The organism is Undibacterium sp. TJN25 (assembly GCF_049339885.1).
Classification (GTDB): Bacteria; Pseudomonadota; Gammaproteobacteria; order Burkholderiales; family Burkholderiaceae_D; genus Undibacterium.
Genome location: NZ_JBMPPM010000006.1, coordinates 118,458 through 144,747 on the forward strand (window position 1 = coordinate 118,458; position 26,290 = coordinate 144,747).

At 59.2% G+C, this 26,290-nt stretch carries 25 protein-coding genes; 10 read left to right on the plus strand and 15 right to left on the minus strand.

Going from position 1 to position 26,290, the window contains the following annotated elements; all coding sequences use genetic code 11:
* Positions 1-91: 91 nt before the first annotated feature.
* From ACO0LO_RS16165 to ACO0LO_RS16180, 4 genes are all read right to left on the minus strand, one after another.
* On the minus strand, positions 92-1,141 hold the full coding sequence (locus tag ACO0LO_RS16165) for a LysR family transcriptional regulator (protein ID WP_422965275.1): 1,050 nt from the start codon (positions 1,139-1,141) through the stop codon (positions 92-94).
* 234 nt (positions 1,142-1,375) lie between these two features.
* Positions 1,376-1,813: a cupin domain-containing protein gene (locus ACO0LO_RS16170; RefSeq protein ID WP_422965277.1), complete on the minus strand. Its 438-nt coding sequence runs from the start codon at positions 1,811-1,813 to the stop codon at positions 1,376-1,378.
* Between the two features lie 23 nt (positions 1,814-1,836).
* Positions 1,837-2,520 carry a glutathione S-transferase N-terminal domain-containing protein gene (locus ACO0LO_RS16175; protein ID WP_422965279.1) on the minus strand — a complete coding sequence of 228 codons (684 nt, stop codon included), beginning with the start codon at positions 2,518-2,520 and terminating at the stop codon, positions 1,837-1,839.
* 214 nt (positions 2,521-2,734) lie between these two features.
* Positions 2,735-3,646, minus strand: a complete 912-nt coding sequence (locus tag ACO0LO_RS16180) for an RNA polymerase sigma-70 factor (protein ID WP_422965281.1) — start codon at positions 3,644-3,646, stop codon at positions 2,735-2,737.
* An 86-nt stretch (positions 3,647-3,732) separates the two neighbouring features.
* Between ACO0LO_RS16180 and ACO0LO_RS16185 the strand changes: the two genes are divergently transcribed.
* Positions 3,733-4,755 (plus strand): GlxA family transcriptional regulator, encoded by a 1,023-nt coding sequence (locus ACO0LO_RS16185; RefSeq protein WP_422965283.1) that lies wholly within the window; start codon positions 3,733-3,735, stop codon positions 4,753-4,755.
* A gap of 32 nt (positions 4,756-4,787) precedes the next feature.
* Here ACO0LO_RS16185 and ACO0LO_RS16190 read toward each other — a convergent pair whose 3' ends face one another.
* On the minus strand, positions 4,788-6,209 hold the full coding sequence (locus ACO0LO_RS16190) for an MFS transporter (protein ID WP_422965285.1): 1,422 nt from the start codon (positions 6,207-6,209) through the stop codon (positions 4,788-4,790).
* Positions 6,210-6,629, minus strand: a complete 420-nt coding sequence (locus tag ACO0LO_RS16195) for a (R)-mandelonitrile lyase (RefSeq protein ID WP_422965287.1) — start codon at positions 6,627-6,629, stop codon at positions 6,210-6,212.
* 105 nt (positions 6,630-6,734) lie between these two features.
* Here ACO0LO_RS16195 and ACO0LO_RS16200 point away from each other — a divergent pair, with 105 nt between their 5' ends.
* On the plus strand, positions 6,735-7,628 hold the full coding sequence (locus ACO0LO_RS16200) for a LysR family transcriptional regulator (RefSeq protein WP_422965289.1): 894 nt from the start codon (positions 6,735-6,737) through the stop codon (positions 7,626-7,628).
* 72 nt (positions 7,629-7,700) lie between these two features.
* On the opposite strand, the gene ACO0LO_RS16205 is transcribed toward ACO0LO_RS16200, so the two are convergent.
* Together ACO0LO_RS16205 and ACO0LO_RS16210 are read right to left on the minus strand one after the other, a co-directional pair.
* Positions 7,701-8,072 (minus strand): VOC family protein, encoded by a 372-nt coding sequence (locus ACO0LO_RS16205; protein ID WP_422965882.1) that lies wholly within the window; start codon positions 8,070-8,072, stop codon positions 7,701-7,703.
* Positions 8,073-8,236: 164 nt separating this feature from the next.
* Positions 8,237-9,247, minus strand: a complete 1,011-nt coding sequence (locus ACO0LO_RS16210) for a threonine ammonia-lyase (protein WP_422965291.1) — start codon at positions 9,245-9,247, stop codon at positions 8,237-8,239.
* 467 nt (positions 9,248-9,714) lie between these two features.
* Here ACO0LO_RS16210 and ACO0LO_RS16215 point away from each other — a divergent pair, with 467 nt between their 5' ends.
* The gene (locus ACO0LO_RS16215) at positions 9,715-10,377 is read left to right on the plus strand and encodes a thiol:disulfide interchange protein DsbA/DsbL (protein WP_422965292.1); all 663 of its coding nucleotides are present in this window, start codon (positions 9,715-9,717) and stop codon (positions 10,375-10,377) included.
* 59 nt (positions 10,378-10,436) lie between these two features.
* Here the strand turns inward: ACO0LO_RS16215 and ACO0LO_RS16220 are convergent, their stop codons facing one another.
* The 3 genes from ACO0LO_RS16220 to ACO0LO_RS16230 form a co-directional block, all read right to left on the minus strand.
* Positions 10,437-10,922, minus strand: a complete 486-nt coding sequence (locus tag ACO0LO_RS16220; RefSeq protein WP_422965294.1) for a CinA family protein — start codon at positions 10,920-10,922, stop codon at positions 10,437-10,439.
* A gap of 194 nt (positions 10,923-11,116) precedes the next feature.
* The gene (locus ACO0LO_RS16225) at positions 11,117-12,073 is read right to left on the minus strand and encodes a DMT family transporter (RefSeq protein ID WP_422965296.1); all 957 of its coding nucleotides are present in this window, start codon (positions 12,071-12,073) and stop codon (positions 11,117-11,119) included.
* Positions 12,054-15,719: a hydantoinase B/oxoprolinase family protein gene (locus tag ACO0LO_RS16230; protein WP_422965298.1), complete on the minus strand. Its 3,666-nt coding sequence runs from the start codon at positions 15,717-15,719 to the stop codon at positions 12,054-12,056. Before ACO0LO_RS16230 ends, ACO0LO_RS16225 begins: the two co-directional genes overlap by 20 nt.
* Before the next feature lie 543 nt (positions 15,720-16,262).
* Between ACO0LO_RS16230 and ACO0LO_RS16235 the strand changes: the two genes are divergently transcribed.
* From ACO0LO_RS16235 to ACO0LO_RS16260, 6 genes are all read left to right on the plus strand, one after another.
* Entirely contained in the window at positions 16,263-17,528 is a 1,266-nt protein-coding gene (locus ACO0LO_RS16235; protein WP_422965300.1) for an ABC transporter substrate-binding protein, read from the plus strand.
* 222 nt (positions 17,529-17,750) lie between these two features.
* Positions 17,751-18,620, plus strand: coding sequence for a branched-chain amino acid ABC transporter permease (locus ACO0LO_RS16240; protein WP_422965302.1), 870 nt, complete (start codon positions 17,751-17,753; stop codon positions 18,618-18,620).
* Positions 18,621-18,629: 9 nt separating this feature from the next.
* Positions 18,630-19,718 carry a branched-chain amino acid ABC transporter permease gene (locus ACO0LO_RS16245; RefSeq protein ID WP_422965304.1) on the plus strand — a complete coding sequence of 363 codons (1,089 nt, stop codon included), beginning with the start codon at positions 18,630-18,632 and terminating at the stop codon, positions 19,716-19,718.
* On the plus strand, positions 19,715-20,428 hold the full coding sequence (locus tag ACO0LO_RS16250; RefSeq protein WP_422965306.1) for an ABC transporter ATP-binding protein: 714 nt from the start codon (positions 19,715-19,717) through the stop codon (positions 20,426-20,428). The genes ACO0LO_RS16245 and ACO0LO_RS16250 overlap by 4 nt, the downstream gene beginning before the upstream one ends.
* Complete coding sequence (locus ACO0LO_RS16255) at positions 20,428-21,132, plus strand: ABC transporter ATP-binding protein (RefSeq protein WP_422965884.1); 705 nt, start codon at positions 20,428-20,430, stop codon at positions 21,130-21,132. The genes ACO0LO_RS16250 and ACO0LO_RS16255 overlap by 1 nt, the downstream gene beginning before the upstream one ends.
* Positions 21,133-21,140: 8 nt before the next feature.
* Positions 21,141-21,902 carry a putative hydro-lyase gene (locus ACO0LO_RS16260; RefSeq protein WP_422965308.1) on the plus strand — a complete coding sequence of 254 codons (762 nt, stop codon included), beginning with the start codon at positions 21,141-21,143 and terminating at the stop codon, positions 21,900-21,902.
* 194 nt (positions 21,903-22,096) lie between these two features.
* Here ACO0LO_RS16260 and ACO0LO_RS16265 read toward each other — a convergent pair whose 3' ends face one another.
* The 3 genes from ACO0LO_RS16265 to ACO0LO_RS16275 form a co-directional block, all read right to left on the minus strand.
* The gene (locus tag ACO0LO_RS16265) at positions 22,097-22,816 is read right to left on the minus strand and encodes a hypothetical protein (RefSeq protein ID WP_422965310.1); all 720 of its coding nucleotides are present in this window, start codon (positions 22,814-22,816) and stop codon (positions 22,097-22,099) included.
* A gap of 20 nt (positions 22,817-22,836) precedes the next feature.
* Positions 22,837-23,553, minus strand: a complete 717-nt coding sequence (locus tag ACO0LO_RS16270; RefSeq protein WP_422965312.1) for an SDR family oxidoreductase — start codon at positions 23,551-23,553, stop codon at positions 22,837-22,839.
* A 334-nt stretch (positions 23,554-23,887) separates the two neighbouring features.
* Complete coding sequence (locus ACO0LO_RS16275) at positions 23,888-24,307, minus strand: hypothetical protein (protein ID WP_422965313.1); 420 nt, start codon at positions 24,305-24,307, stop codon at positions 23,888-23,890.
* 63 nt (positions 24,308-24,370) lie between these two features.
* On the opposite strand from ACO0LO_RS16275, the gene ACO0LO_RS16280 reads away from it, so the two are divergent.
* Positions 24,371-24,979: a TetR/AcrR family transcriptional regulator gene (locus ACO0LO_RS16280; RefSeq protein ID WP_422965315.1), complete on the plus strand. Its 609-nt coding sequence runs from the start codon at positions 24,371-24,373 to the stop codon at positions 24,977-24,979.
* A 114-nt stretch (positions 24,980-25,093) separates the two neighbouring features.
* Here ACO0LO_RS16280 and ACO0LO_RS16285 read toward each other — a convergent pair whose 3' ends face one another.
* Positions 25,094-26,290: a reverse transcriptase domain-containing protein gene (locus ACO0LO_RS16285; protein ID WP_422965317.1), complete on the minus strand. Its 1,197-nt coding sequence runs from the start codon at positions 26,288-26,290 to the stop codon at positions 25,094-25,096.

Genomic DNA, 26,290 nt, shown 5'->3' on the forward strand with positions numbered 1-26,290 from the left:
CGTTGCGGTACGACAAATTAGATACTCGTTTGCCCCAATGACGGGCGTGTCCGGAGTTAGGCCCCGGCGCTTAAGGGTCACACCCGGGCATTCAAGGCGCCAGGCATGGCGCGCCTGCCAGATCCATGCCTTCCGTCGGCATGGCTGCCGCATCGCGCGCTGAAAAATCGCTCCTGCACTGCAAGTCCAGCGCTCTCATGTGCGCGGTCATGTAGTCGATAAAAACCCTGATCCTGGCCGGCATCTGCTGGCGGCTCAGGTAGCAGATGTAATGTCCCTGGTGCTCCGGCGCATACTTCTCCAGGCATTTCAGCAGCCTGCCGCTACGCAGAAATTCGCAGACCTGGTAGGCCGGCAGCTGTGCGATGCCCCGTCCGTTCAGCACCGCCTGCAGTACGATGTCCGCGTCGTTGAAGGTGCTCATTGCCTTGGGCTGCACTTTATGGGGGCGGTCGCCGGCCTGGAATTCCCATTCGCCGATGCGCCCGGAGGCCAGGCGGGTGTTGATGCAGCGGTGAGCGGCCAGTTCTTCCAGGCTGCGGGGAAGGCCGTGCTCCTGCGCACACTGCGGCGATGCGCACACCAGCATCTGCAGGGGAATCAGTTTCCTGGCGACGACCTGGCTGTCTTCCATGCGGCCATCGCGAAACGCCACGTCCACACGGCCGGCCGTGAAGTCGGCGGGTTTGTCATCCAGCAGGAAATCCAGTGCGATGCCTGGATAAGCAGCATGGAAGCCCTGCAACAGCGGCGCCACCACCTTACGGCCAAAGCCGACGCCTGAGCAGATGCGCAGCCGGCCGCGTGGCGGGCCGTCGCGCAGTTCGCGCATGTCTTCAACCGCTTGCACGATGCGTTCGACACCGGGATGGCAGTTTTTGTAAAAAAGTTCTCCCTCGCGCGTCAGCGAGGTGCTGCGCGTGGTGCGGACGAAGAGCCTGGCATCCAGTTGCGTTTCCAGTTTCTGCACACTGCGGCTGACAGCGGAGCGGCCTATTCCCAGTCGGTTGCCGGCCTTGGCAAAACTGCCCTCTGTCACGACGGTGATAAACGCGACCACACCCGCGTAGCTCGTGGCAAAACTGGATGCAAGCGCGTCGGTATGTTCGCTTTGCAAAAGAGTTGTTGGCTGGCTAGGCATGCTTGCCCTCCGTCTGCATGGCGGAGAGGGTGGGATCTGAATCCGTGATACATGCGGTGCCTTTGGTTTTCTTGCACTGGCGAAAAAGGACAGGCATGCGTCCAGATATAGGGAATAGTCTGTTCATAACCACAAGACGTTTGATCTTGCGGCTTTGTGACAGCATCGCTTATATTTTTTCTGTCGCTTTCAGTGGCGCGCGGCAACTGAACAGCTGCGTGCACAGCTGAAACTTCAGTTCGCAGGCAATACTGCCGCCACGCCTTTGTCTTTTAGCAGGAACACGAGGAACTTTGCCGGCTTGGTTGTGCTGGCATTCCGCCCCACGGTATGGATATCGGCCGGGCCTTCATAGAAAGTCTGGCCCGGCACCAGGGTGACTTCCTTGCCGCCTTTGACGCCCATGACGATGGAACCTTCCAGTACGTATATAAAACCGTGCGCGTCGTGGCGATGCACAGGGTCGGCGCCGCCCGGCGCGTAATCCACGGTAATCATCAGCACTTCCTTGCCGGGAATATTCGCCAGCTCTTTCAGCATCAGCGGGGTGACGACAGGTTCAGGCGCAGCCGGGGCAGCAATAGCAGCAATAGCATCAACCGCTGTCAGCGGCAGGGAGGCCAAGCATGCCAGCATGCACAGCAGCGTTGGGAATGTTTTAAATGTGATCATGGTTTTTCCTTTTGTGAATGAATTCAGGACGATACTGCCAGTGCACCTGTCTCCGGCGATTTCGGGGTGAACTGCAGAAAGGACGGAAACGGCAGTATGGGCGAGCCTTCCGCCGCCAGCGCGGCGCGCACGCCTGCGTCCGTGTTCATGCGGCCGACAAAGCGCGACAGCTGGTGCAGCCCTTGCAGATTGACTTCCTTGCCGATTGCCCAGCGGGCGACGACGTACAGGTAAGGATCGGCGATGGAACGTTGTCCTGCAATCCAGTCGCGGCCGGCCAGTTGCGCGTCCAGCCTTTCCAGGTATTTGCGGATGTGCAGGCGCGCATTGGCAGCCAGCGTTTCCACCAGGGTTTCATCTTCCAGGAAGCGGCCCGGCGTGAAGATGGGCTTGAAGGCCTTGTGCACGTCCGAATTTAAAAAGCCCAGCCAACGCATGACTTCCGCGCGTGCGCGCGGCGTGCCGTCGCCCAGCAGCTGTGCATCGGGAGACAGGTCCGCCAGGTAGCCGAGGATGGCCACGTTTTCGGTGAGCGTGAAGTCGCCATGCTGCAGCAAAGGTACGGTGCCGCCGGCGTTGATGCTCAGGTAGCCGGCTTCCTTCATGCTGTCCAGGTCCATCTGCACTGCCTGGTACGGGGTACCGGCCCACTCCAGCACGATGAGGTCGGCCAGCGAACAGGCGCCGGGCATGTAATAGAGTTTCATGGTTCATCCTTTTGAAGAAACGGCCTGCACGGCTATGGGTGTATTCCTAGCCATAGCTATGGCAGCACGGCAGACGCCAGGGCCAGCGTTTTATGCGATGGCCCTATGCTAAATATTCGCGCCCGGAAGCGGTAGGTAGGTGTGCCGCATCACGGTGTTGCATGCGCGGCACCAATCGGGAAAGCTGGCAGAGTACGGAGGAGAGGGAGTCTGGTTATGCGGCGGGATGCTGCGAACGGGCCGCCTCAAGCCTGGCCCACGCGGCGTTCAGGCGGGCCAGCTTGTCCGGATTGCGCTGCACGTTCACGCGCAGGATACGTTGCCCATCGGTTTCATACGTTTGTGCGGATTCCAGCTTGCCTTCGATAAAACGCAGCAGGCCCCATTCGCCGTTGATTTGAACAAGCTCTATGCGCAGCTCCTTGCCATAGCGCAGGCATGCTGCATAAAAAAGTTGCGCAATACGTTGCCCGCCCAGCATGGGCTTGGGAAAAGTCTGCACCTTGCCGCCGCCGTCGCCAATCAATTGCGCGTTGTCGTCCAGCATCTGCTTTAATGCGGCAAAGTCGCCTTTGACCAGCGCTTCGGCAAAACTGCGCATCAGGCCCTGGTGCGCATCGCGCACTTTGGTCGAGTTGGGGCGCTTGTCCAGCAGCTGCGCCTTGGCGCGATGCACCATCTGCCGGCAGGCTGCCACGCTTTTGCCCACCATCTGCGCCACTTCTTCATAGTCCGTATCGAACACTTCCCGCAGCAGGAAGGCGGCACGCGCCTCCGGCGCCAGTTGCTCCAGCAGCACGAGGAAAGCGACGGAAATATCGTCGGATCGTTCCAGTATCTGTTCCGGCGTGGTCGGCGATTCGGTCAGCATGGGTTCGGGTAGCCACATGCCGGGATAGCTGTCGCGCCTCACCTTCGCCATGCGCAGCCGGTCTATGGAAAGGCGCGTGGTAATGGTGACCAGCCATGCTTCGGCGCTGTCCAGCGTTGCCTGCGGCGCCTCATGCCAGCGCAGCCATGCATCCTGCACAATATCCTCGGCCTCCGCCCTGGAGCCGAGCATGCGGTAAGCCAGGCCTTCCAGCCGGGGGCGCAGGGTGTCGAAAGTACGGGTATATGCATCCATGGAAACTTGGCCGTTGATGAATCGTCGTTGCCTGCTGAATGCAGTTCATTGACTTCATATAGTAGCCATGAAAGAATTCGACGTAAATGACATATACCCCAGAAATCCAGCCAAAACCCGGCGATAAAGACCTCAATAAAGGCCGGCTGGTGCTATTTGTTGCCTTCGACGACATGTGCCTGCTGGATATGACCGGCCCGCTGACCGTGTTCTGGGCCGCCTGCCAGTACATGGAAGAAAGCGGCCTGCCCGCCTACCGGCGCCATACCGTCAGCCTGCGCGGCGGACCTGTATCCACGGTGGAGGGCGTGTCGCTGGACACTGCGGCGCTGGCCGATTTTGACGGCGCCCTCGTCGATACCATCATTGTTCCCGGTTCGCCCCGTATCCAGCAGGTGCTTGCAAAATCGGCGCTGCTGCCGGAGTGGCTGCAGGCAAACTCCGCCAAAGCGCGCCGCACCGCGTCGGTGTGCAGTGGCGCTTTTCTGCTGGGCCAGGCAGGCCTGCTGGACGGCAAACGCGCCGCCACGCATTGGGCAATGTGCGATGCATTGAAGGAAAGCTTTCCCTTGGTGGAGGTAGATCGCGACGCCATCTTTGTGCAGCAGGGCGCGGTCTGGACATCTGCGGGCGTCACTGCGGGCATCGACCTGGCGCTGGCCCTGGTGGAGCAGGATTGCGGCCGCGACATCGCGATGAAGGTCGCGCGTGAGCTGGTGGTGTTCCTCAAGCGGCCGGGCGGCCAGTCCCAGTTCAGCGAGATGCTGCAGTCGCAGGCGCACGATAGTGCCGCCTTCGATGAGCTGCATCTGTGGATCGCCGACAATCTAGACACCGAAAACCTCAGCGTGGAGTGCCTTGCGGAAAAAGTGCGCATGAGCCCGCGCAATTTTTCTCGCGCCTATAAGCAGGCAACAGGCAGGACGCCGGCCAAGGCGGTCGAGATTTTTCGGCTTGCGTCAGCCAGGCGCCTGCTGGAAGAATCGCCACGCAACGTGGACCAGATCGCCCGCCAATGCGGCTTCGGCGACGAGGAAAGGATGCGCGTGACTTTCCAGCGCCATCTCGCTATTTCACCTACCGATTACCGCAAACGGTTTTCGCGCTAGGTGCTTAGTTCTGGTTTCCCTATCCTGGGTAATCAAGCGGGCTTGCCACGCGAAAACGGCTGCACGATCAAGCCGATGACGAGGGTCAACGCCAGCGCCAGCATGACGGCACTGCCGGTCAGCGCCGCGGCGATACGGTGGGTTAACACGTCTGTGGCATTGAGCGCATTTGAGCTGGCGTTCGCGAATATCACGGTCAGGATACCCAGCCCCAGTGAGCCCCCCAGCTGGTGCGCGACGTTGACCAGGCCCGATGCGGCGCCGGCATCTTCTGCAGGAACGCCGGCGATGCCGGCAATCGTCAGCGGGCTGAGCGAGTAGCCCTGGCCCATGCCGATCATTACCATCGGCAGCATCACGCCGATAGCGTAAGGCGTATCGGCAGAAACCCGGCTGAGCACGAGCATGCCTAATAAGGCGATGCCGATGCCGGCCATCATCACAGTCCCGTTACCGAAGCGCCGCGTGAACTTTGGCACCGCCAATGCAGTTGCAAAATTGGCGACGGTCATCGGCAGGAAGGCAAGGCCGGCTGCGAATGCGCTATAGCCTAATACCCCTTGCAGAAACTGTGTCGTAAAAAACCAGAATCCCATCATGCCGCCCAGGAAAAGTGCGCGGGCTGCATAGGCTCCGTTGCGCTCGCGGTTGGCGAACAGCCTCAACGGCATGACAGGCTGTTTTGCGCGCCATTCTATCAGCACGAACAAGGCCAGCAGCGCCACTCCGATGGTGATTGCTCCCAGCGCCCATGCATCGCCCCACCCGGATGCTGCGGAGCGGATGATACCGAACACCAGCGCGCCCATGCCAGCGGTGGAACTGAGCGCGCCAGCTACATCAAAGCGGCCGGGGCGGCGAACTGTCTCGGCCAGGTAGCGGCGGGCGCCTAGCATCAGGGCCATGCCGATCGGCAGGTTGATAAAGAAAGCCAGGCGCCACGATAGCCTGTCGGCAAGGATGCCACCCAGTACAAGGCCTATGCTGGCGCCTATTCCTGCAACTGCGCCGTAGTAGCCCACGGCGCGTGTGCGCTCCTGTCCTTCGGCGAAGTTGATGGACAGCAGTGCCAGCGTCGATGGCGCCAGCACCGCCGCGCCTATGCCTTGCACCGCGCGGGCCGCAATCAGCCACGCGGCGGACTGCGCCGCGCCGATGGCGAGCGATGCGACGGTGAACAGCGCCAGACCGACGATAAACATGAGGCGACGTCCCAAGATGTCACCAGCCCGCGCGCCGAGCAGCAGCAATCCGCCGAAGGTGAGGGTATAGGCGCTCTGCACCCAGCTCAGGCCGGTCGCCGAAAAACCGAGACTGTCGCGGATCTTCGGCAGCGCCGTGATCACGATGGAAATGTCCAGCACGATCATCAGGTAGCTGACGAGGATGATCCCCAGCACAGCTACGCGATGCGGGGTCTGCCGGCAATGGAGAGGGGTAGTGGGGCCTGGCATTTATCTGGCCGCCGGCTGCATGCCTGCGGCCAGATATTGCTCGGCGCTGACATGCTCCATGAAGTCCGCCGTCTTGCCTTCCCACTGTTCCTGGATGGCGATATGGGTCATGCCCGTGTTGGCCGACGCGCCATGCCAATGCTTTTCACCCGGCGCGATCCAGACCACATCTCCGGGGTAAATGGCCTGGACATTATTTCCCTGAAGCTGGATCAGGCCGCAGCCTGCCGTTACGATCAAGGTTTGTCCCAGCGGGTGCGTGTGCCACGCGGTGCGGGCACCGGGCTCGAATGTGACACTGACGCCGAGCGCGCGAGCAGGTTCGTTTGCCTGAAACAGAGGGTCTACGCGCACGGAGCCTGTGAAATATTCCACGGGGCCATGGGCGGAGAGTTGCGAGCCGATTCGTTTGATGTCCATTTGCCTGTCCTTTGCTGATTGCGATTCGTGACAAGCACTGTAGCGTGGATAGCGTTTAGTGATAAGGAGGTATAATCGGCATGATCTTATGAGAAGGATTCATGAATGGCACGGGAGAATTTTAATGACCTGATCGCATTTATCTCCGTGGCGCGGGAAGGGAGCTTCACGCGGGCCGCTGCGCAACTGGGGGTATCGCAGTCGGCGCTGAGCCATACCATACGCGGCCTGGAGACGCGCCTCGGCTTACGGCTGCTGACACGCACGACGCGCAGCGTCTCTCCCACCGATGCCGGAGAGCGCTTGCTCGCAACCGTAGGCCCCCGCTTTGACGAGATCGAGCTTGAACTCGCGGCATTGACAGAACTGCGCGACAAGCCGGCAGGGAATATACGCTTGTCCGCTGCCGACCATGCTGCCAGCACTGTACTGTGGCCCCGGCTGGAAAACTTCCTGCCCGAATATCCCGACATCAAGGTAGAGATCACTGTCAGTTACGGACTCATCGATATCGTGGCCGAGCGTTATGACGCCGGCGTGCGTCTCGGTGACCAGGTGGCGAAAGACATGATCGCCGTGCGTATCGCGCCGGATCTGCGCATGGCTGCCGTCGCTTCTCCGGCCTACTTTGCACACCATGCGCCGCCCTCTGCGCCGCATGAGCTTGCCACCCATCATTGCATCAACCTGCGGCTGCCTACCTACGGCGGTTTGTATGCGTGGGAATTTGCAAAAGACGGCCATGAGCTGAACGTGCGCGTTCAGGGGCAGTTGGTGTTTAATAGCAGCCCTCCCATCTTGAGAGCCGCGCTGGCGGGATTCGGCATTGCCTATATACCGGAAGACATGGCGCGCGAACACATCGCACAGGGGCGTCTGCAGCGCGTGCTGGAAGAGTGGTGCCCGGCTTTCCCCGGCTACCACCTGTATTACCCAAGCCGCCGCCTGTCTTCGCCCGCCTTTGCGCTGCTGGTGGACGCGTTACGCTATCGCGGCTGAACCATAAAGCAGGCAGGGGCGTTCATGCCGCATGGTGCAGTCCATGCGCCGTTTCCACGCAACCCAAATGGATCAGATCGCTGTGAGTTCACTGACCATGACGTAGTACCCGTCGGGATCACGAAGTGCGAATTCCCTGGTGCCCGTAGCGGGGTTCACGCCGGGTTCCTCCTCTATCCTTGCGACAAGCGTGCGCGCCCTACGCAGCGCATCGTCAAAGTCATCCACCCGGAAGAACAAGAGTAGTCCATTACCGGGCTGCGCATGGCCGGGGCTGGCCAATGTCGGATGTTCATGGCTTCCCCACTGATGCAGGCACAGCAGGACCGTTCCGTCAGTGTCGATGATTTGCCCGAAGTAATCATGCGCGGGATGTGTTTTCGCCTGGCCAAACAGCGACTGGTACCACGCGAAGCTGTGCGCGACATCCGCAACGCCGATGATAGTTCACGTCCGTTTCATTGCATCCTCCGGGAGCTGCTGTTCTTTGCTGGATTTTAGTATCGCCAGGAGAGCAGCGTCAATGTTTGCCGCCGGCCGGCAGGCCAATTGGCAGGACAGCTGCTTCAAGGCGGGCCGTTGCCTTTCGTCCCGCAGCAAGCGCCATCTTACGCTGCGCCTCGCGCAATCAGTTCCGCAAACCTCTGCGGCTCCATATTGGAACCGCACACAACCAGGGCCACCTTCCTGCCTTCCAGCTTGAGGCGCAAGGGCTCGGCCATGCCGGCGGCGGCAACTGCGGCGGCCGGCTCCGCCACCAGTTTGACGTCGCGGTACAGCTTGTACATCGCGCGGCAGATCTGGTCGTCGCTGACGCGCACCACATCATCGACGAACAGGCGGCAGACGTTCATGCTGTAGGGCATGGCATACGGTGCGCCCAGGCTGTCGGCGACGGTGTCCACTTTCTCCAGCTTTTCCGGCTGGCCGGAGAGGAAGCTGCGGTACATGATGTCGGCGCCCAGGGGTTCCACGCCATACACCTTGCAGGCGGGGTTGATTTGCTTGACGGCAGCGGCAATGCCGGCGCACAGGCCGCCGCCGCCGATGGGCACGACCACCGCGTCCAGCCCCGGCACCTGCTGCATCAGTTCCAGGCCTATGGTGCCGGTGCCCTGTGCGGTCAGCGGGCCATCGAAAGGGTGGATCATGGTCCTGCCTTCCTGTTCCTGTATCTGCTTTCCCCAGCGGAAGGCTTCATGCACATTGGGTGCAAGCTGCACTTCGGCGCCGGATTCGCGGCAGGCGGCGATGCGCGCGGGGCTGGCATTGTGCGGCATGACGACAATTGCATGCACGCCCAGCAGCTGCGCGGTATAGGCCACTGCCACTGCATGGTTGCCGGCGCTGACGGCGACCACACCCCTCTGCCTGGCAGCGGCATCCAGCGCCTCGAAGCAGTTCAGCGCGCCGCGGAATTTGAAGGTGCCGGTTTTCTGGAACAGCTCCAGCTTCAGCCATACTTCGGCGGGCATGCCGGCCTGGGTTTCCATGGCGCCGGTTTGCCAGCGCCAGACCGGCGTGCTGAGTATCTTACCCGACAGCCGGGCGGCGGTGTGTTGTATGTCTTGCAGTGACGGATAGGCGCACGTATCCGCACGCTCCATTTGTTGGAACATGAGTTTTCTCCAGAAGATGGGCGGAGTTAAGAAATGGGCGAACGCGCGCGCAATAGCTCAGCAGCGCACATCAGCGTGGCATGGCTGTTGAGGGGCGCCCAGCACCGGCAAAGCCGTAGCTCAGCGACCCTGGATAATTCGAATAATGGAGGAGGTGAAAGCGGGAGGGCGACGCGACGGCGCCATGGAGAGACCGGCGAACGACATCGCGCCGGCTGCTGAGCAGGCTGCGTGTGCTTGGTTCTGGTGGGCCGGTAAGGAGGAATGCATTGCTCCATCATGCCAAATTTATCGTTTGGCTGCAACAGGGAATTTATTTCCTGTTGTAGTGTCGAACAAGAATAGCCCGGGATGTACTACGGTGCACGATGGAACATTGCTACCATGCGAGTAGGCTTTGTTTTTTTGTGCAGACGGAAATGCATCTCCGCTAAAAATCTTGAACCCCTTACATGAAAAGGAACTCCATGCGTTATCTCCGCCTTCTCGCTGTTGCCGCGTGTCTTGTTGCCGGCGTTGCTACTGCTTCGCCCGCCAGCCCCAGGGAGGGCGCGGATTATATGACGCTGGCCGCGCCGCAGCCGGCGCAGACGGCCGGCAAGAAGATAGAAGTGATCGAGTTTTTCATGTACCACTGCCCGGCCTGCAATGCGCTGGAACCCGAGCTGCTGGATTGGGTGAAAAAGCAGGGCGATGGTGTTGTATTCCGCCGCATCCATATTCCCCACACGGAGAGTAATGACCCGGAAGCGCATTTATTCCTGACGCTGGAAGCGATGAAGAATGAAGACGCCTTGCACGCCAAGGTTTTATACGCATGGCACGTCGAGCATCGCCGTTTGCTGAGTGATGCAGACAATCTCGATTGGGCTGTCAAAAACGGTCTCGACAAAGCCAGGTTTCTGGAATTTTACAATTCATTCTCGGTCAAAACCAAGTTGCAGAATCTGTCGCGCGTAGCGGCAAGCTACAAGGTCGATAGTACGCCCACGCTGGTCGTTGATGGCCGCTACCTGACGAATCCTGCGATGGTGGACGAGGGCAATCCCGGCACGCCGCGCCCGGCATTGAACAAGGTGACGCTGCAGGTCGTGGATGCGCTGGTGGCAAAAGCCAGGGCAGCGAAATAGGAGGGAAAGGTGGGCCCGGTCCGCCTGGCCTGGCGTGAATTGCGCCGCCTTAGACTTCCTTACACTTCCTTCAGATAGCGGTGCAGCCTGTCCAGCGCATGCACGATAGTCTGCTCGCGCACCGTATGCCGGTCTCCGGCAAACACCAGCCGCTCGGTGTGCGACACCCCGCCCACCAGCCAGCCAAAGCACACGGTGCCCACCGGCTTGCCGGGAACCGCGCCGCCGGGGCCGGCGATGCCGGTCGTGGAGATGGCGACATGCGCTTCCGAATTGGCCAGCGCGCCTTCCGCCATGGCGGCGGCAATCTCTTCGCTGACGGCGCCGTGCTGCGCGATCAGCGAAGGGGAGATGTCCAGCAGTTCGGATTTGGAGGAGTTGGAATACGACACAAAACCGCAGTCGAACCAGTCTGAAGAACCGGCAATCTCGGTAATGGCCTGGCAGATGCCGCCGCCGGTGCAGGATTCTGCCACCGTCAGCAACAGTTTTTTCGATTTCAGCGCTTCACCGACTTGCGCCGCCAGTTCTATAGCGTTGAGCATGGCATGCCTCCCTTTATCTGACTATCTGACTATCTGACTCATGGGATCACTTTACCACTTTGTGTACAGGGTTTTATGTTTTTGTGTTGCCGCTTACAAAACTAAAATCCTGCAAAGACGCCGGGTACGGCATGCTGCAAAGCAAAAAAATCGGAAAGCTGGCAGGCAAGGCATGAAGCGGATATTTCTTATATCTATTTCTTCTTAAGCGCGATAAAAAGCCCGACCACGATCAGCACCATACCCAGCATCAGCGACATCGTCAGCGGCTCGCCCAGCACCGCCACTGCCAGCCCTACGCCCACCACCGGCATCAGCGCGGTAAACATGGCCGCCTTCGGCCCCAGCAGGCGCACTGCCAGGTTAAAGAACAATACCGAGATCACGCTGACGATCACGCCCATGTACAGCGTCTGCACCGCCAGCGCCGTGGTATCCAGGCGGAACACCGACAGCCCTTCAAAGTAGAAGTAAAAAGGCAGGTACAGCAAGCCGCCCACCTGCACCACGGCCACAACGGCCAGCGGCTCGGTATTCCAGCGCCGCATCAGCACGGTATATACCGACCACATCAGCGCCGCGCTCGCAAACAGGATGTCGCCGCGCCAGGCTTCCGGGTTTGCGCCGGCCACCGGATGCAGGATGGCCCCCAGTTTGACCGTCAGCACGCCCGCCACCAGCAGCGCCAGTCCCATGAGGGGAATACGCTGGCGGCCGTCCAGCAGCAGCCTGGCGATCAGCGCGGTGAAAATAGGGGTAAAGGCGGGGTAGATCAGCGAGCTGTGCGTCGCCGGCGCCCATTGCAGGCCGCCTATCAGCACCATGTTGTACAGCGGCCCTGCCAACAGCACGAATACCGCCGCGCGCTTCCATCCGACGCCGCAGGCATTGCCCACGCCGCGGCGGATGAACATGGGCAGCATCAGCAGGCCGCTGACGGCAAAGCGCAGCATCGTCAGGTCCAGCGCCGTCATGCCGGCCTTGTAGCCGAAGCTGGCCACGACAGGCTGCGCCCCCCAGATCAGTGCCACCGCCAGGCCGTACAGGAAGCCGCTCAGGCCCAGCGGCGCCGGCGCGTGGGTCGACGGCACGGCCGGCCCCACCGCAGGCCCGGCCAACGCCGGTCCGGGCTCAGGATTTCCGTGTGCCATAGCCGCCGCCGCCCGGGGTTTCTATCACGAAGATGTCGCCCGCCTGCATTTCGGTGCTGGCAACAAAACCCAGTTCCTCGACGCTGCCGTCCTTGCGGATCACGCTGTTCCTGCCGCGCCGCCCCGGTTCGCCGCCGGCCATGCCGAAAGGCGCGTAGATACGGTTGTTGGACAGGATGGACGCCGTCATGTCTTCCAGGAAGCGTATCTTGCGGATGCCGCCATTGCCGCCGTGCCATTTGCCTGCGCCGCCGGAACCGGGGCTGATCTCATAGCTTTCCAGCCGCACCGGATAACGCCATTCCAGGATTTCCGGGTCGGTCAGCCGTGAGTTGGTCATGTGCGTCTGCACCACGTCGGTGCCGTCAAAGCCTTCGCCGGCGCCGGAGCCGCCGGAAATGGTTTCGTAATACTGGTGTTCTTCATTGCCGAAGGTGAAGTTATTCATCGTCCCCGGCGAAGACGCCAGCACGCCCAGCGCGCCGTACAGCGCATTGGTGATGCAGCTGGAGGTTTCCACATTGCCCGAGACCACGGCCGCAGGGTAGTGCGGGTTCAGCATCGAGCCCGGCGGAATGATGACGTTCAGCGGCTTCAGGCAGCCGGCGTTCAGCGGAATCTCATCGTCGATCAGCGTGCGGAACACATACAGCACCGCCGCCATGCAGATCGCGCTGGGGGCGTTGAAGTTGTTGTTCAACTGCGGCGAGGTGCCGGTGAAATCGATCTCGGCCGAGCGCTGCGCATGGTTGACCCGTATCGCCACCTTGATGACGGCGCCGTTGTCTAGCTTGTATTCGTAGCTGCTGTCCTTCAGTGCGGTGATCACGCGGCGCACCGCCTCTTCCGCATTGTCCTGCACATGCTTCATATACGCCTGCACCACTTCCAGGCCGAAGTGCTGCACCATCTTCAGCAGTTCGTCCACGCCTTTCTGGTTGGCGGCAATCTGCGCCTGGAAATCCGCCAGGTTCTGGTGGATGTTGCGGGCCGGGTATTTGCCGGAAGACAGCAACGCTGCCGCCTCTTTCTCCAGGAAGACGCCGCCGCGCACCAGCTGGAAGTTGTTGATCAGCACGCCTTCTTCTTCCACCACGGTGCTGTTGGCCGGCATCGAACCCGGCGTGATGCCGCCTATGTCCGCGTGATGGCCGCGCGAGCCCACATAGAACAGGATGCGCGTGCCTTCCTCATTGAACGCCGGCGTGATGACGGTGATGTCTGGCAGGTGCGTGCCGCCGTTGTAGGGGTCGTTCAGCATGTACACGTCACCCGGCTGCATCTTGCCGGCGTTTTCGCGGATGATGGTCTTGATGCTGTCGCCCATGGAGCCGAGGTGCACCGGGATATGCGGCGCATTGGCGATCAGGTTGCCTTCTTCATCAAACAGCGCGCAGGAAAAATCCAGCCTTTCCTTGATGTTGACCGAGAACGCCGTGTTCTGCAGCCGCAGGCCCATCTGCTCGGCAATGCTCATGAACAGGTTGTTGAAGACTTCCAGCATCACCGGGTCGGCCGTGGTGCCCATGGCCAGGCGCTGCCGGCGTGCCTCCACGCGGGTAAACACCAAGTGGTTCAGCGCGGTCACTTCGGCGATCCAGCCGGGTTCGATGATGTTGGTGGCGTTCTTTTCGGCGATGATGGCCGGGCCGCGTACGGTGTCGCCGGGGCGCATGTCTTCGCGCAGGTAGAGCGCGGTGTCGTGCCACTGGCCGCCGGAGAACAGGCGCACGGTATCGCCGGCCTGCAGCGCGCCATCGCGTGGCGGCAGCACTTCCGCCGCAGCCTGGGCCGCTTCCTGAACTTCTGCGGAGCTGCCTATGGCTTCCACCGAGATTGCTTCTATGACCAGCACCTTGTCCGGCATCAGGAAGGAATAACGTTTTTTATAGGCGGATTCAAACTGCGCGATCATCGCAGCGGCCTCATCCATTGCCACGACGATGACCGAATCGGTGCCGTCGTAGCGCAGGTGCACGCGCTGCTTTACATGCAGGCGTTCCGCCGCCACGCCTTGCGCCAGCAGGTCGGCGCCGGCCTGGGCGGACAGCTTGTCCAGCCGGGTGTGCAGTTCCGGCAGCGCGTTGGCGGTCAGCGGCAGTTCCATCGCCTGCTCGCGCATCACGGTTTGGTCTGCCAGGCCCATGCCATAGGCCGACAGTACGCCTGCAAACGGGTGCGCAAATACCTTGGTCATGCCCAGCGCATCCGCCACCAGGCAGGCATGCTGGCCGCCGGCGCCGCCGAAGGTCGTCAGCGTATATTCGGTCACGTCATGGCCGCGCTGCACCGAGATGAACTTGATGGCGTTTGCCATATTGCCGACGGCGATGTCGATGAAGCCTTCCGCCACTTCTTCCGGCGTACTGCGTTTGCCGGTGGCCTGTTCTATCTGCGCCGCCATCTCGGTGAATTTCTGTACCACCGCATCGTGGTCCAGCGACTGGTCTGCATTGGGGCCGAACACTTTGGGGAAGTAGCGCGGCTGTATCTTACCCAGCATGACATTGCAATCCGTCACCGCCAGCTGGCCGCCGCGGCGATAGCTGGCCGGGCCGGGATTGGCGCCGGCGCTGTCGGGCCCCACGCGGTAGCGGCTGCCGTCGAAATGCAGGATGGAGCCGCCGCCGGCGGCCACGGTATGAATACTCATCATCGGCGCGCGCATGCGCACGCCGGCAACCTGGGTTTCAAATTCACGCTCGAATTCGCCGGCATAGTGCGACACATCCGTAGAGGTGCCGCCCATGTCGAAACCGATGATCTTGTCAAAGCCGGCCGTCTGCGCCGTGCGCACCATGCCGACGATGCCGCCGGCCGGGCCGGACAGGATGGAATCCTTGCCCTGGAAGCGGTGCGCATCCGTCAGGCCGCCGTTGCTCTGCATGAAGAACAGGCGCACGCCGTGCATCTGTTCGGCCACCTGGTCCACGTAGCGGCGCAGGATGGGGGACAGGTAGGCATCCACCACGGTAGTGTCGCCGCGCGACACCAGCTTCATCATCGGGCTGACTTCATGCGAGATGGAAATCTGCGTAAAGCCGATGCCGGCGGCCAGCTTGCCGATGGCGGCTTCATGCTGCGTATAACGGTAGCCGTGCATCAGCACGACCGCAACGGCGCGGTAGCCTTGCGCATACAGGTCGCGCAGGTCGGCCTCCACCCTGGCCTGGTCCAGCGGCTGGATCACGTTGCCCTGCGCATCGACGCGTTCATCCACCTCGACGACTTTTTCATACAGCAATTCCGGCAGCACAATATGGCGGTCAAACAGGCGCGGGCGGTTCTGGTAGGCGATGCGCAGCGCATCGCGGAAGCCGCGGGTGATCAGCAGCGCCGTCGGATCGCCCTTGCGTTCCAGCAGCGCGTTGGTGGCAACGGTGGTGCCCATCTTCACGGCTTCCACCAGCTCCGGCGAGATCGCCTCGTCGGGGCCCAGGCCCAGCAGGCGCTTGATGCCGGCCACGGCGGCATCCTTGTACTGTTCCGGATTTTCCGACAGCAGCTTGTGCGTCAGCAACTGGCCGTCCGGACGGCGGGCAACGATGTCGGTGAACGTGCCGCCGCGGTCTATCCAGAACTGCCAGCGCTGGCCCGGTTGTTCAGATTGTTTGATTTGTGCATGCTCTTGTTTTGCCTGACTCATGACTCCCCCGTTGTGGCAATCTGCCTGTCTTTATTGGTGCAACCCGTACCCATCCGGTGCGCGCCAGCTATCGCCCTGCACGCTTAAGCCGCATTATTAATGACTTCGCATAAATTGAATATATAAATAAATTATCTGTTGTTTATTGAGATGATTTGTTTATAAAACGTTTGTATATTATATGTGTAAAGTCTATTATTCAACTCAAATCAGAAAAAGCGTGCGGGTTCTTTCATATAAACATCTCATGGTCCGCCCTGCAGAAGCCTGATGGAAAAATTTAAGGCAAAGAAAGTGCTGTAGTGTAAAAGTTGCGACTATTATGTTGACTGCAACACAGGGCTGCAATACAGGACTGTAATACGCGGTGAAGGTCTCGTCAGCAATAACAGGGCCGGCAAGAAGACCGGCAGCCTGAATGAAGTGGCAGGAGTTGGAAGATCGGTCAGGGAATAAAAAAAGAAATAATTGGGATATGCAGCAGAGGCCCTGTTGCTCGGTATTACTCGATGTTACTACTAATAAAAGAGGAGAGGTTTTATCATGATCATCAAGTCGTTCAGAAAAATTGCGATGCTCGGCGCGGCACTGGCCTTCAGCATGTCTGCTTATGCGCAGCAGGAAATCAAGATTGGCGCCGTGTATCCGCTGTCGGGCGCTGCGGCGTCTTCCGGCGCGGAGATGAAGAATGCGCTGGAACTGGCGGCAGACATCATCAACAATGGCGCCAAGGGCATTCCCAACCTACCGTTTTCCGCAGGCGGCGGCTTGCCTGGCCTGAAGGGCGCGAAGATCAAGCTGGTCTTTGCCGATCACCAGGGCAATCCGCAGATAGGCGCCTCTGAAACAGAACGCCTGATCACGCAGGAGAAAGTGGTGGCCGTCATCGGCGCCTACGCCAGCAATGTGACAGCCACGTCCAGCCAGGTGGCGGAACGCTACAAGATCCCTTACCTGAACCCGGAAAGCTCGTCCTCTACGCTGACGCAGCGCGGCTTCAAATGGTTCTTCCGCACGACCGCGCATGACGACCTGTTCGTGCACAACTTCTTCAAGTTCTTCAAGGACCTGGAAGCCAAGAAGGGCATCAAGGTCAAGCAGTTGGCCACCTTCAACGAAAACACGCTGTGGGGCAATGAAACTACCAAGCTGGAAGTCAAGCTGGCGGCAGACGAAGGCTACAACATCGTCAAGAGCATTACCTATCCCGCCAAGAGCACGCAGCTGACATCGGAAATCCAATCGCTCAAAGCCAGCAACCCGCAGGTGGTGATGGAGTCTTCCTATTTGGGCGACGCCATCATGGCGATGAAGACCTATAAGGAACTGGGTTTCTCCCCCGACATGATCCTGGCCAACAATGCTGGCTTTACCGATACCGAATTCCGCCGCACGCTGGGCAAGGATTCCGACTATGTCATCACCCGCGAAGTATGGTCGCCCGACCTGGCCAAGAACAACCCATTGATCAAGCAGGTCAACGACCTGTACAACAGCAAGTACAAGGCAGACTTCACCGGCAATTCTTCCCGCACCTTCACCGGCCTGATGACGCTGGCCGATGCGATCAACCGCGCCGGCTCCACCGATGCCGAAGCGATCCGTAAGGCGCTGTCGGAAACCAATATCCCCGGCAACAAGATCATCATGCCGTGGAAGGGCATCAAGTTTGACGAGCAGGGCCAGAACACTTACGGCTCCGGCATCCTGGTGCAGATCATCGACGGCAAGTACAACACCGTATGGCCGTTCGACATGGCAACCAAGGATGTGGTCTGGCCTATGCCGAAGTGGGATGCGCGTAAATAGTCAGCAAGGTAGGGTGCAGTAGGGGTAAGGTGCAATAGCGCAACGCGCGGATTGCACCGCTTTCCCTGGCACGCGGCCATACCAATAATAAAAGTCCGTTTGAAATAAACAAAACGCGGGAGAGTGGCGCCCGGCCTGGGCGCCCTTGTACCTGGTAGTGCAATACGCTGGCGCTATTGCACCCACGCAATAGATCCGCTGGAAGTTCCGGTTTGGAGAGACATGATGTCCTTGGAAATACTGCTGCAAACCCTGATGTCGGGGGTGCTGATAGGCCTGATCTACGCGCTGGTCGCGATTGGCCTGACGATGATATTCGGCGTCATGGATATCGTGAATTTTTCGCATGGCGAATTCCTGATGTTCGGCATGTACTCCAGTTTCTGGATGTACTCGCTGTATGCGTGGGACCCAATGTTCACGTTGCCGCTGACGGCGCTGTTCCTGTTTGCGCTGGGCGTCATGCTGTACAAGGTGGTGATACGCAAGATCACCAATGCCTCCATGCTGTCGCAGATATTCACGACCTTCGGACTGATGATCCTGTTCCGCGGCATCGCGCAGTTTTTATGGAAACCCGATTTCCGCACGGTGGATCACAGCATCGTCAGCGGCCATGTCTCCATCGCCGGCATACAGATAGGTTCGCCGCAGGTGACAGCCGGCGTCGGCGCTATCCTGGTCACTGCCGGCATCTGGCTATTCCTGACCAAGACCCGTGCCGGCGCAGCACTGGAAGCCACGGCTGCCGACAAGGAAGCGGCGCAGCTGATGGGCATCGATTCGCAAAAGATGTTTGCGCTGGCCTGGGGCATAGGCGCGGCCTGCGCCGGCGTGGCCGGGGCGCTGCTGTCCACCTTTTTTCCCATCTTCCCGGAAGTGGGCGCCAATTTCATCCTGATCGCCTTTGTGGTGGTGAACCTGGGCGGCTTCGGCAGCGTCGTCGGCGCGCTGCTGGCCGGCGTGCTGGTGGGTGTAGTAGAGGTGATGGGCGGCCTGCTGATAGGGCCGCAATACAAGATGGCGCTGGTGCTGGGCCTGTTCCTGGCGGTGCTGATGTTCCGCCCGCAAGGTTTACTGGGTAAGGCTTAAGGAAACGCCATGAGCACAATTAATACTGTAGAAAATACGCCACCGAAGGCGGAGAGCGCGATACCTGTTGCGATACCTGCCGCGACACAGGCCACCGCCGCGCCGAAAAACTTCCAGCGCAAATACATGCTGTGGGTGGTGCTGCTGATCGTCGCGCTGCTGGTGCCGTTCTTCGTGACCGACCCTTCGCACCAGAACCTGGCCATCCTGATCCTGATGGCGGCGCAGCTGGGCGTATCGTGGAACATCATCGGCGGCTATGCGGGGCAGATATCGCTCGGCCATGCAGCCTTTTACGGACTGGGCGCGTACACCTCGACAATGCTGATCACGCTGGCCGGCCTGAATGCCTGGCTGGCCCTGCTGGCCGGCGGCATACTGGCCGCCATCATCAGCGTGGCGATAGGCTGGTCCTGCTTCCGCCTCAAGGGCCACTATTTTGCGATGGCCACGATTGCGGTGGCGGAGATCATCCAGATCATCTTCACCAACTGGGAATACGCTGGCGCCGCGGTCGGCCTGACGATACCGATGGACAAGCAAGGCTGGGGCGTGCTGATCTTCGCCGGCAAGGAGCCGTATTACTACCTGGCGCTGGGCCTGCTGCTGCTGACGCTGCTGGCCAACCTGCTGATAGAACGCAGCTACCTGGGTTATTACTTCCGCGCCATCAAGGATGAGCCGGACGCCGCCCGCAGCCTGGGCATCAGCCTCAGCAAATACAAGCAGATCGCGTTTGCCGTCAGCAGCTTCTTCACCGCGCTGGGCGGCAGCCTGTATGCGCAGAAAGAACTGTATATCGACCCGGCCTCGGTGCTCAACACCGGCCTGTCCATCAAGATGGCGCTGGTGTCCATCCTGGGCGGCGTCGGCACTTTGTTCGGCCCCATCGTCGGCGCCGGCGTGCTGACGCTGATCGAGGAAGGCACACGCATGTTCTTCGGCGGCTCCGGCCGCGGCACCGACCTGATTATCTATGCAGCACTGATCGTCATCATCGCCGTGTACTACCCCAGCGGTGTACTGGGCTGGTTCCGGCAGTTCTTTGCCCGGCGCAAAGTTAATCAGGCTAACCAGGCCAAAGGAGAACAGGCATGAGTCTGCTCCGCGTAGAAAATGTGACCAAGCGCTTTGGCGGCATCACGGCCAACCAGGATGTTTCCTTCAGCCTGGGGGCAGGGCAGATCGTCGGCCTGATCGGGCCCAACGGCGCCGGCAAGACCACGATGTTCAACTGCATTGCCGGCTACGCGCCGCCGACCTCGGGCGACATCTGGCTCAATGACAAGAAAATTTCCGGCTATTCGCCGGAGCAGTGCGCGCGGGCCGGCATAGGCCGCACCTTCCAGGTGGCGCGTACCTTCACCAGCATGACGGCGCTGGAAAACGTGATGGTAGGCGCTTTCCTGATCAACCGCCATGTGCCCACCGCCCGCCAGAGCGCGGCCGAGTTGCTGGATTTTGTCAACCTGGGCCAGTTCAAGGACAAGCCCGCCGGCAGCATGACCATCAGCGAACAGCGCCGCCTGGCCGTGGCGCGTGCGCTGGCCGTCAAGCCCAAGTTGCTGCTGATGGATGAGGTCATGGCCGGGCTGAACCCGACCGAAGTCAAGGAGACCGTGGAAGTGGTGCTGAAGATACGTGGCCAAGGCATTTCCTGCCTGATCGTCGAGCATGTGCTGGAAGGCATCATGCCGATTGCCGACGCCATCGTGGTGCTGGATTACGGCAAGAAGATTGCAGACGGCAAACCGGCCGACGTGTCCAACGATCCCAAGGTGATCGCCGCTTATCTGGGAGATGAATGATGCTGCAGGTACGAAATTTAAAAGTCAGCTATGACGGCGTGCTGGCCTTGTCCAAGGTCGACATCGATGTGCCGAAAGGCAAGATCGTCGCGCTGGTCGGCGGCAACGGCAACGGCAAATCCACGACGCTGCGCGCAGTGGCCGGCCTGAACGCGGCGGACGAAGGCCAGATCACATTCTACGGCCAGCGCATAGAGAAAGTGCACGCCAGCAAGCGCGTGGGCCTGGGCCTGTCGCTGGTGCCCGAAGGCCGCCGCATTTTCGCCCGCCTGACGGTGGAGCGCAACCTGCAACTGGGCGCCTACACGCGCAAGGACAAGCAGGAAGTGGAGGAATCCATCGACACCATGTATGCGCTGTTCCCCATCCTGAAGGAAAGGCGGCACCAGGAAGCCGGCACGATGAGCGGCGGCGAACAGCAGATGCTGGCGATAGGCCGCGGCCTGATGGCCAAGCCCAAGCTGCTGTTGCTGGACGAGCCTTCATGGGGCATCGCCCCCAAGTTTGTCACCAAGGTGCTGGATACGATACAGCTGGTGAACCAGCAGGGCGTGTCCGTGCTGCTGGTGGAGCAGAACCTGCACAAGGCGCTGGCGATAGCCGACCACGGCTATGTGATACAGACCGGCCGCATCGTCATGGAGGGCAGCGGGCAGGAGCTGCTGGGCAATGAAGATGTACGCAAGGCCTACCTGGGAGTATAAGCATGCAGATGGAAAAACTATCCCCGACGGAGCTGCGCGCGTTGTACCGCAGCGCCGCCTACACCGGCCCCACGGCCGGCGTGGCGCGTGGTTTTGTGCAGGCCAACATGATGATCGTGCCGCGCGAATACGCATTTGATTTTTTGCTGTTCTGCCAGCGCAATCCCAAGCCTTGCCCGCTGGTGGAAGTGCTGGAGCCGGGACGCTTCGAACCGCTGTGCGCACCGGGCGCCGACCTGCGCACCGACATCCCCGGCTACCGTATCCATGAAAACGGCCGCTTCGTAGAAGAAGTCACCGATATCAACAGCCTGTGGCGCGACGACCTGGTGAGCTTCCTGCTTGGCTGCAGCTTTTCGTTTGAAAGCGCACTGATGGAAGCCGGCATCCCGTTGCGCCACGTGCAGCAGCAGAGTAACGTCGCCATGTACAAGACCTCTATCCCTTGCGCGCCGGCCGGCCGCTTCCAGGGCAATATGGTTGTCAGCATGCGCCCGATCAAAAGCCGCGACATTGCCGCCGCCGTGGAAATCTCCGGCCGCTTCCCGCAGGTGCACGGCGCGCCGGTGCACATAGGCCACCCCGGACAAATCGGCATAGGCGACCTCGCAAAGCCGGATTTTGGCGATGCAGTGGACATCATGGAAGACGAGTTGCCGGTATTTTGGGCCTGCGGCGTCACGCCGCAATACATTGCGGAGCTGAGCCGCATCCCGTTCTGCATCACGCATGCGCCGGGAAAGATGTTTGTGACGGATATGAAGATGTGAGGATATGCATTGTAGGGTGCAATGGGCCTTACCTATTGCACCGCTTTGCCCGAAAATAAAGCTGGAAGTAAAGTGTGAAGCAGTACGTAAAATTTTTTTTATGAAACAAGCCGGGGGCTAAAGGAGAATGGTGCAATAGGTGAAACCCATTGCACCCTGCGGTATGTACAAGTGCCGTTGCCTGGGCCGGCGTCTTAACTGAACTGGAAGTTCTCCAGGTCTATCCATACCAGTAGCCTGTCGGTATCCGGCTGCAGATCGGCTTTCCTGGAATACGCGCGGCGTTTGCTCGGGAAGATAATACCGCCGGCTTCGACCATGTCATGCACGTACTGTGCGGCCAGGAAGCTGCCGGAGACGTCCACCTGGTAGTCATGGCGGCGCAGTAAAAAATCAGGGCCGAAATAAAATTCCTGCACCGGCGAGTGGCCGGCAAAACTGGCAGGGAATGTAGCGCGCAGCACACGCCACTGTTCCTGCCCTTCCGTCCAGGGGGCGATTTCTTCCACCTCCACGCCCGGCATTGCCAGCAAGAACGGGCTGGCGAGATAAGACCACAGCGCATAGCCGCTGAAATACGCCCGGTGCAAGGGGTCCCAGGGAGTATCTACTGCATGCCCTTCAAAAGCCGCGCGCGGATCGGCGCGTTCCGCAATGGTTTCGCCCTTGCCGTTCTCGATGACAATGCGTTCCGGAACAAAGGTCATCACAAAATCCGGCGCGCCGTAAGGCGACACTGTGGTCCTCTGGCGTCTTGTATCGGCAGTGATGCGGCGCGGTGAAGTATCTACGTGTATTCCTTTGCTTGGCCAAAGTTCGCCACCCGATACTATGGTCGCGCTGATTTTGTCGAAGGAATTCCATTTATCCAGGCCACCGTGTGCCTCCAGCGCCTGTTGCAGTAGTTTGTTCATGCTTGTGCTCCTAAGCTGCTTTACACGATTTCAGGCGGAAAAAGGTAGGCCGGTTCTTTGGACGACAGGCTTTGCCTGATCGCCCGCGTGCTCGCGTCCGCCAACACTTCGTCGGTGCCCGCTTCAAGACCATCCAGTGTTTGCGCGGCAACCTCCTGGGGGCTCACCTTCTGCATATCGAAGCCCTTGGTCATATCAGTATCCATGAAACCCATATGCAATGCCAGCACGTGCACGCCTTTTTCGCGCAGCTCGATGCGCAAGGCATTCGTGAAACTCCAGGCGGCGGATTTCGTCAAAGAATACGCCGCCAGCATGGGCCGGGAGAACCAGCTCGCATCCGACAGCACATTGACGATGGCACCCTGGCCCTGGGCTTTCGATAAGGCAGGGAAAAAAGCTTGGCTCATGGAAATGAGACCATAGAAATTGGTCTCGGCAATGCTCCGTGTTACTGCGATCAGCTCCGCGTCCAGCGTGCTGCCGGTGATCGCCGCAATGCCGGCGTTGTTGACCAGGATGGTCGTGTCCGCGCATGCCGCCGCCGCTGCAGCGACCGATGCCGGATCGGTAACATCCAGTTTCACCTCGACAATGCCAGGTATGGCAGCACCCGAAGGAGTGCGGACGCCGGCGTATACCTTGCGCGCACCCCTGCGCAAAAGTTCCTCCGCTATTGCCAGTCCAAGGCCGCGGTTTGCGCCTGTTACAAACGCGATACTGTCTTTGATTTTCATGCTGCTTAAGCTTTCTATAATTAATACTGCACCGGCATGCCGGTGCAGTAACCTGAATTAATAATTTCAACCGCAATTTATAAATAATAATACTGGTTGCAATGATTGAAGTCAAGCGAGCTTGGGGAAGTGTAAAGTTGGAAACACCATTGTGGCCGGCTGAGGAGGGCCGCAAGCGGAGGCGTAACGCGGGAAGAGAGGGAGTGTTCGAGATAATCGCAGGGTGCGATGGCGTCATCTATCGCAGCGGTTTAGGCATGGGCTAATATTGAACCGCAGAAACCAAGAGGCGAACGCAAATGTCAAAAGTGATGCCTCAGCCGGTAATGCCTGTTCAGCCGCCCAGCACGCCCGCATATTTGGACGCACCCATCATCACAGCGGCAACCACCAGCAGTGCTGATGCCAAGCGGTAGGCAACAAGAATCCGCTCGCCCGCTTTCTCCGTGCTGCCGGTTTCTCTGTGCAATTTCCACACCGCCGGCCCGGCGATGGCAAGCTGCATGGCAAACGCCAGCACCGCGCAAGCAGCGCCTGCCGCCAATGCCTTCTCCGTCGCCTGGAATACGCCTGCATGCACCTTGCACCACAGGTAGCCGCCCGCAAGCACGGCGGCCGTAGCTGCTGCCATCTGCCGTAAAAACAGGGATTTTCCCGGCATGCTACCGCTGGCAGACAGGCCCATCGTCGATCCGGCCCAAAAAATCGCCGCCAGCACATGAAGGGACGTGGCAATGAGGATTACATATTGCATAATGGCCTCCTTGAACGTTTAAATTAACTATACATAGTGTATATTTAAATTGGAGTGCATGCAATGCCCAAGCGTAGCTACGTGAGTCCTGTGCGAACCGATGCGGTAGCGGAGAAGCGAGAACGCATCATCGACGCCGCTGCGCAGTTTTTTCGCGAGGAACACAGCATCCAGGCTTTTTCACTGGACGCCGTCGCCAAGGCCGCCGGCGTGACGCGGCTGACGGTGTACAACCAGTTCGGTTCGCGCAACGGCCTGCTGGAGGCGGTATTTGACGAGATTGCGCAGAAGGGCGGCATCTTCCGCCACAATGACGCCCGCGCAATGGCCGACCCACATCAGGCCTTGCATAGTGCAATCGAGATATTCTGTGATTTCTGGAGCAGCGACCCCGCAATAGGCCGGCTGCACGATGCCATGGCAATGGACCCCGACATTGCGCACGGCCTGACGGAGAGGATGGAGCGCGGCAGGCAGACTATTGCCGCCATCGTCGCGCGCATCGCCGGTGACGGTGCAGCACCCGCCGCCCAGCGGGATGCGGCGGACCTGATCTTTGCGCTGACCGGTTTTGCGAGTTATCGGGTGTTGGCGCAAGCCAGGTCGGGCGAGGATGTGTGCGGCTTGCTGAAGATGGCTTGTGATGATGTGGTGCGGCGGATGCTTGCTTGAATTTGATAGGCAAGGAGTGATTTGATTATCTATTGCGCTGCTGATCGCAGCGGTCAAATGCGTTGCAAGTGAGGCTGTAAGATAAGGGAAAGTAGTGTAAGAGTTATGAGCCTCTTATGTGAGACCTAAAAATGTTCGTGCGTCTGCCCCTATGCTTTTTAGGTTAATACCAAGTCCTTGACCGTAGAGGTTTTTTAGCGCGCGTCGTTCCGCTATGTCAAGTTCCTTGACGACATTATCAATATTCGAGCAAACCGCGTAAGCAGCTAAATAGCCATTACGCTTTGCTGAGACGGATTGCCCTAAAGTTCTCAAGGTAATTTTGCGGCTTAATAATTCTTTTATAGAACCGAAGCTACCTATTTCCTGAGTCAAGCGGTTTAATTGTGTTTCTGATACTCGCAAATCATATCCCTTGGCAGTAACCGAAAGCTCAAGTCCGAGAAATTCGGCGGGTTGTTTTGGATCGTATATCACGGATTTTGAACCTAGCGCTATTGGAGGAACACTTAGTCCGATTTTCCCGAATTCTTCCGAGCAGAAGGATGCCATCTGATGACACTCATCTTCGCTTTCACAAAGAAAAATTAGATCATCCGCATAGCGAACAGCGGTAGCGCCGCTAGAGTGCACTTTTTGATCGAAAGAAATAAGTAGAAGATTTGAGAAAAACGGGGAAAGTGGCATTCCTTGCCTTACTCCTTGGCCCGTTACTATTCCTAGTTTTGCGATGTTGCTTTTTGTCGATCTATTTGTAGTTTCTACTTCCGCATTTAGTGCATTAAATAAAATTGGATGTATTGATCTTTCGCGAATTGTTTTCACAATTGCAGATTGCAGGGTATCCCGTTTAATGGAGTCGAAGAATGAGGCGATATCTGTTTTGTATATCCATGGTTTCTTTACTCGAAGATTGCAGGCGGTTTCCGCTGCCAATCTAACGCCGCGACCTTTTATGAACCCAAAACTAATATTGTTTGCTAAGCGGGTATGGTATTTTTCCGATAGATATTCAACGAGGGCTCGCTGTACGATCCTGTCCCGTACAGTCGGAACACTAATCAGCCGCAATTTGCCATTCGCCTTTGGAATGAGATAAGGGCGAAGAGGCGAAAACTTAAAAGTTCCGGAGCGCACGTCGTGTGATAAACGAGCTAAATGACCTTTGGGATTTGATTGAAAATCGTTGATACTGAAATCGTCGACTCCTACCGTATTACGAGATATAGGTTTGGTTTTTGAATAAAGACGAGTCCATGCAGCCGTGAGGGATGTCTGGGACAATGCGTGATGATAGGCATTAGATTTCAT

Excerpts from the sequence above, each read along its gene's own strand:
- ACO0LO_RS16260 (WP_422965308.1), top strand. The coding sequence starts at position 21,141 with ATGGAAAAACTATCCCCGACGGAGCTGCGCGCGTTGTACCGCAGCGCC.
- ACO0LO_RS16245 (WP_422965304.1), top strand. The coding sequence starts at position 18,630 with ATGAGCACAATTAATACTGTAGAAAATACGCCACCGAAGGCGGAGAGC.
- ACO0LO_RS16175 (WP_422965279.1), bottom strand. The coding sequence starts at position 2,520 with ATGAAACTCTATTACATGCCCGGCGCCTGTTCGCTGGCCGACCTCATC.
- ACO0LO_RS16185 (WP_422965283.1), top strand. The coding sequence starts at position 3,733 with ATGACATATACCCCAGAAATCCAGCCAAAACCCGGCGATAAAGACCTC.
- ACO0LO_RS16215 (WP_422965292.1), top strand. The coding sequence starts at position 9,715 with ATGCGTTATCTCCGCCTTCTCGCTGTTGCCGCGTGTCTTGTTGCCGGC.
- ACO0LO_RS16285 (WP_422965317.1), bottom strand. The coding sequence starts at position 26,290 with ATGAAATCTAATGCCTATCATCACGCATTGTCCCAGACATCCCTCACG.
- ACO0LO_RS16235 (WP_422965300.1), top strand. The coding sequence starts at position 16,263 with ATGATCATCAAGTCGTTCAGAAAAATTGCGATGCTCGGCGCGGCACTG.
- ACO0LO_RS16265 (WP_422965310.1), bottom strand. The coding sequence starts at position 22,816 with ATGAACAAACTACTGCAACAGGCGCTGGAGGCACACGGTGGCCTGGAT.
- ACO0LO_RS16255 (WP_422965884.1), top strand. The coding sequence starts at position 20,428 with ATGCTGCAGGTACGAAATTTAAAAGTCAGCTATGACGGCGTGCTGGCC.
- ACO0LO_RS16225 (WP_422965296.1), bottom strand. The coding sequence starts at position 12,073 with ATGGCACACGGAAATCCTGAGCCCGGACCGGCGTTGGCCGGGCCTGCG.
- ACO0LO_RS16195 (WP_422965287.1), bottom strand. The coding sequence starts at position 6,629 with ATGGACATCAAACGAATCGGCTCGCAACTCTCCGCCCATGGCCCCGTG.
- ACO0LO_RS16200 (WP_422965289.1), top strand. The coding sequence starts at position 6,735 with ATGGCACGGGAGAATTTTAATGACCTGATCGCATTTATCTCCGTGGCG.
- ACO0LO_RS16170 (WP_422965277.1), bottom strand. The coding sequence starts at position 1,813 with ATGATCACATTTAAAACATTCCCAACGCTGCTGTGCATGCTGGCATGC.
- ACO0LO_RS16280 (WP_422965315.1), top strand. The coding sequence starts at position 24,371 with ATGCCCAAGCGTAGCTACGTGAGTCCTGTGCGAACCGATGCGGTAGCG.
- ACO0LO_RS16270 (WP_422965312.1), bottom strand. The coding sequence starts at position 23,553 with ATGAAAATCAAAGACAGTATCGCGTTTGTAACAGGCGCAAACCGCGGC.
- ACO0LO_RS16220 (WP_422965294.1), bottom strand. The coding sequence starts at position 10,922 with ATGCTCAACGCTATAGAACTGGCGGCGCAAGTCGGTGAAGCGCTGAAA.
- ACO0LO_RS16240 (WP_422965302.1), top strand. The coding sequence starts at position 17,751 with ATGATGTCCTTGGAAATACTGCTGCAAACCCTGATGTCGGGGGTGCTG.
- ACO0LO_RS16230 (WP_422965298.1), bottom strand. The coding sequence starts at position 15,719 with ATGAGTCAGGCAAAACAAGAGCATGCACAAATCAAACAATCTGAACAA.
- ACO0LO_RS16165 (WP_422965275.1), bottom strand. The coding sequence starts at position 1,141 with ATGCCTAGCCAGCCAACAACTCTTTTGCAAAGCGAACATACCGACGCG.
- ACO0LO_RS16250 (WP_422965306.1), top strand. The coding sequence starts at position 19,715 with ATGAGTCTGCTCCGCGTAGAAAATGTGACCAAGCGCTTTGGCGGCATC.
- ACO0LO_RS16180 (WP_422965281.1), bottom strand. The coding sequence starts at position 3,646 with ATGGATGCATATACCCGTACTTTCGACACCCTGCGCCCCCGGCTGGAA.
- ACO0LO_RS16210 (WP_422965291.1), bottom strand. The coding sequence starts at position 9,247 with ATGTTCCAACAAATGGAGCGTGCGGATACGTGCGCCTATCCGTCACTG.
- ACO0LO_RS16190 (WP_422965285.1), bottom strand. The coding sequence starts at position 6,209 with ATGCCAGGCCCCACTACCCCTCTCCATTGCCGGCAGACCCCGCATCGC.
- ACO0LO_RS16275 (WP_422965313.1), bottom strand. The coding sequence starts at position 24,307 with ATGCAATATGTAATCCTCATTGCCACGTCCCTTCATGTGCTGGCGGCG.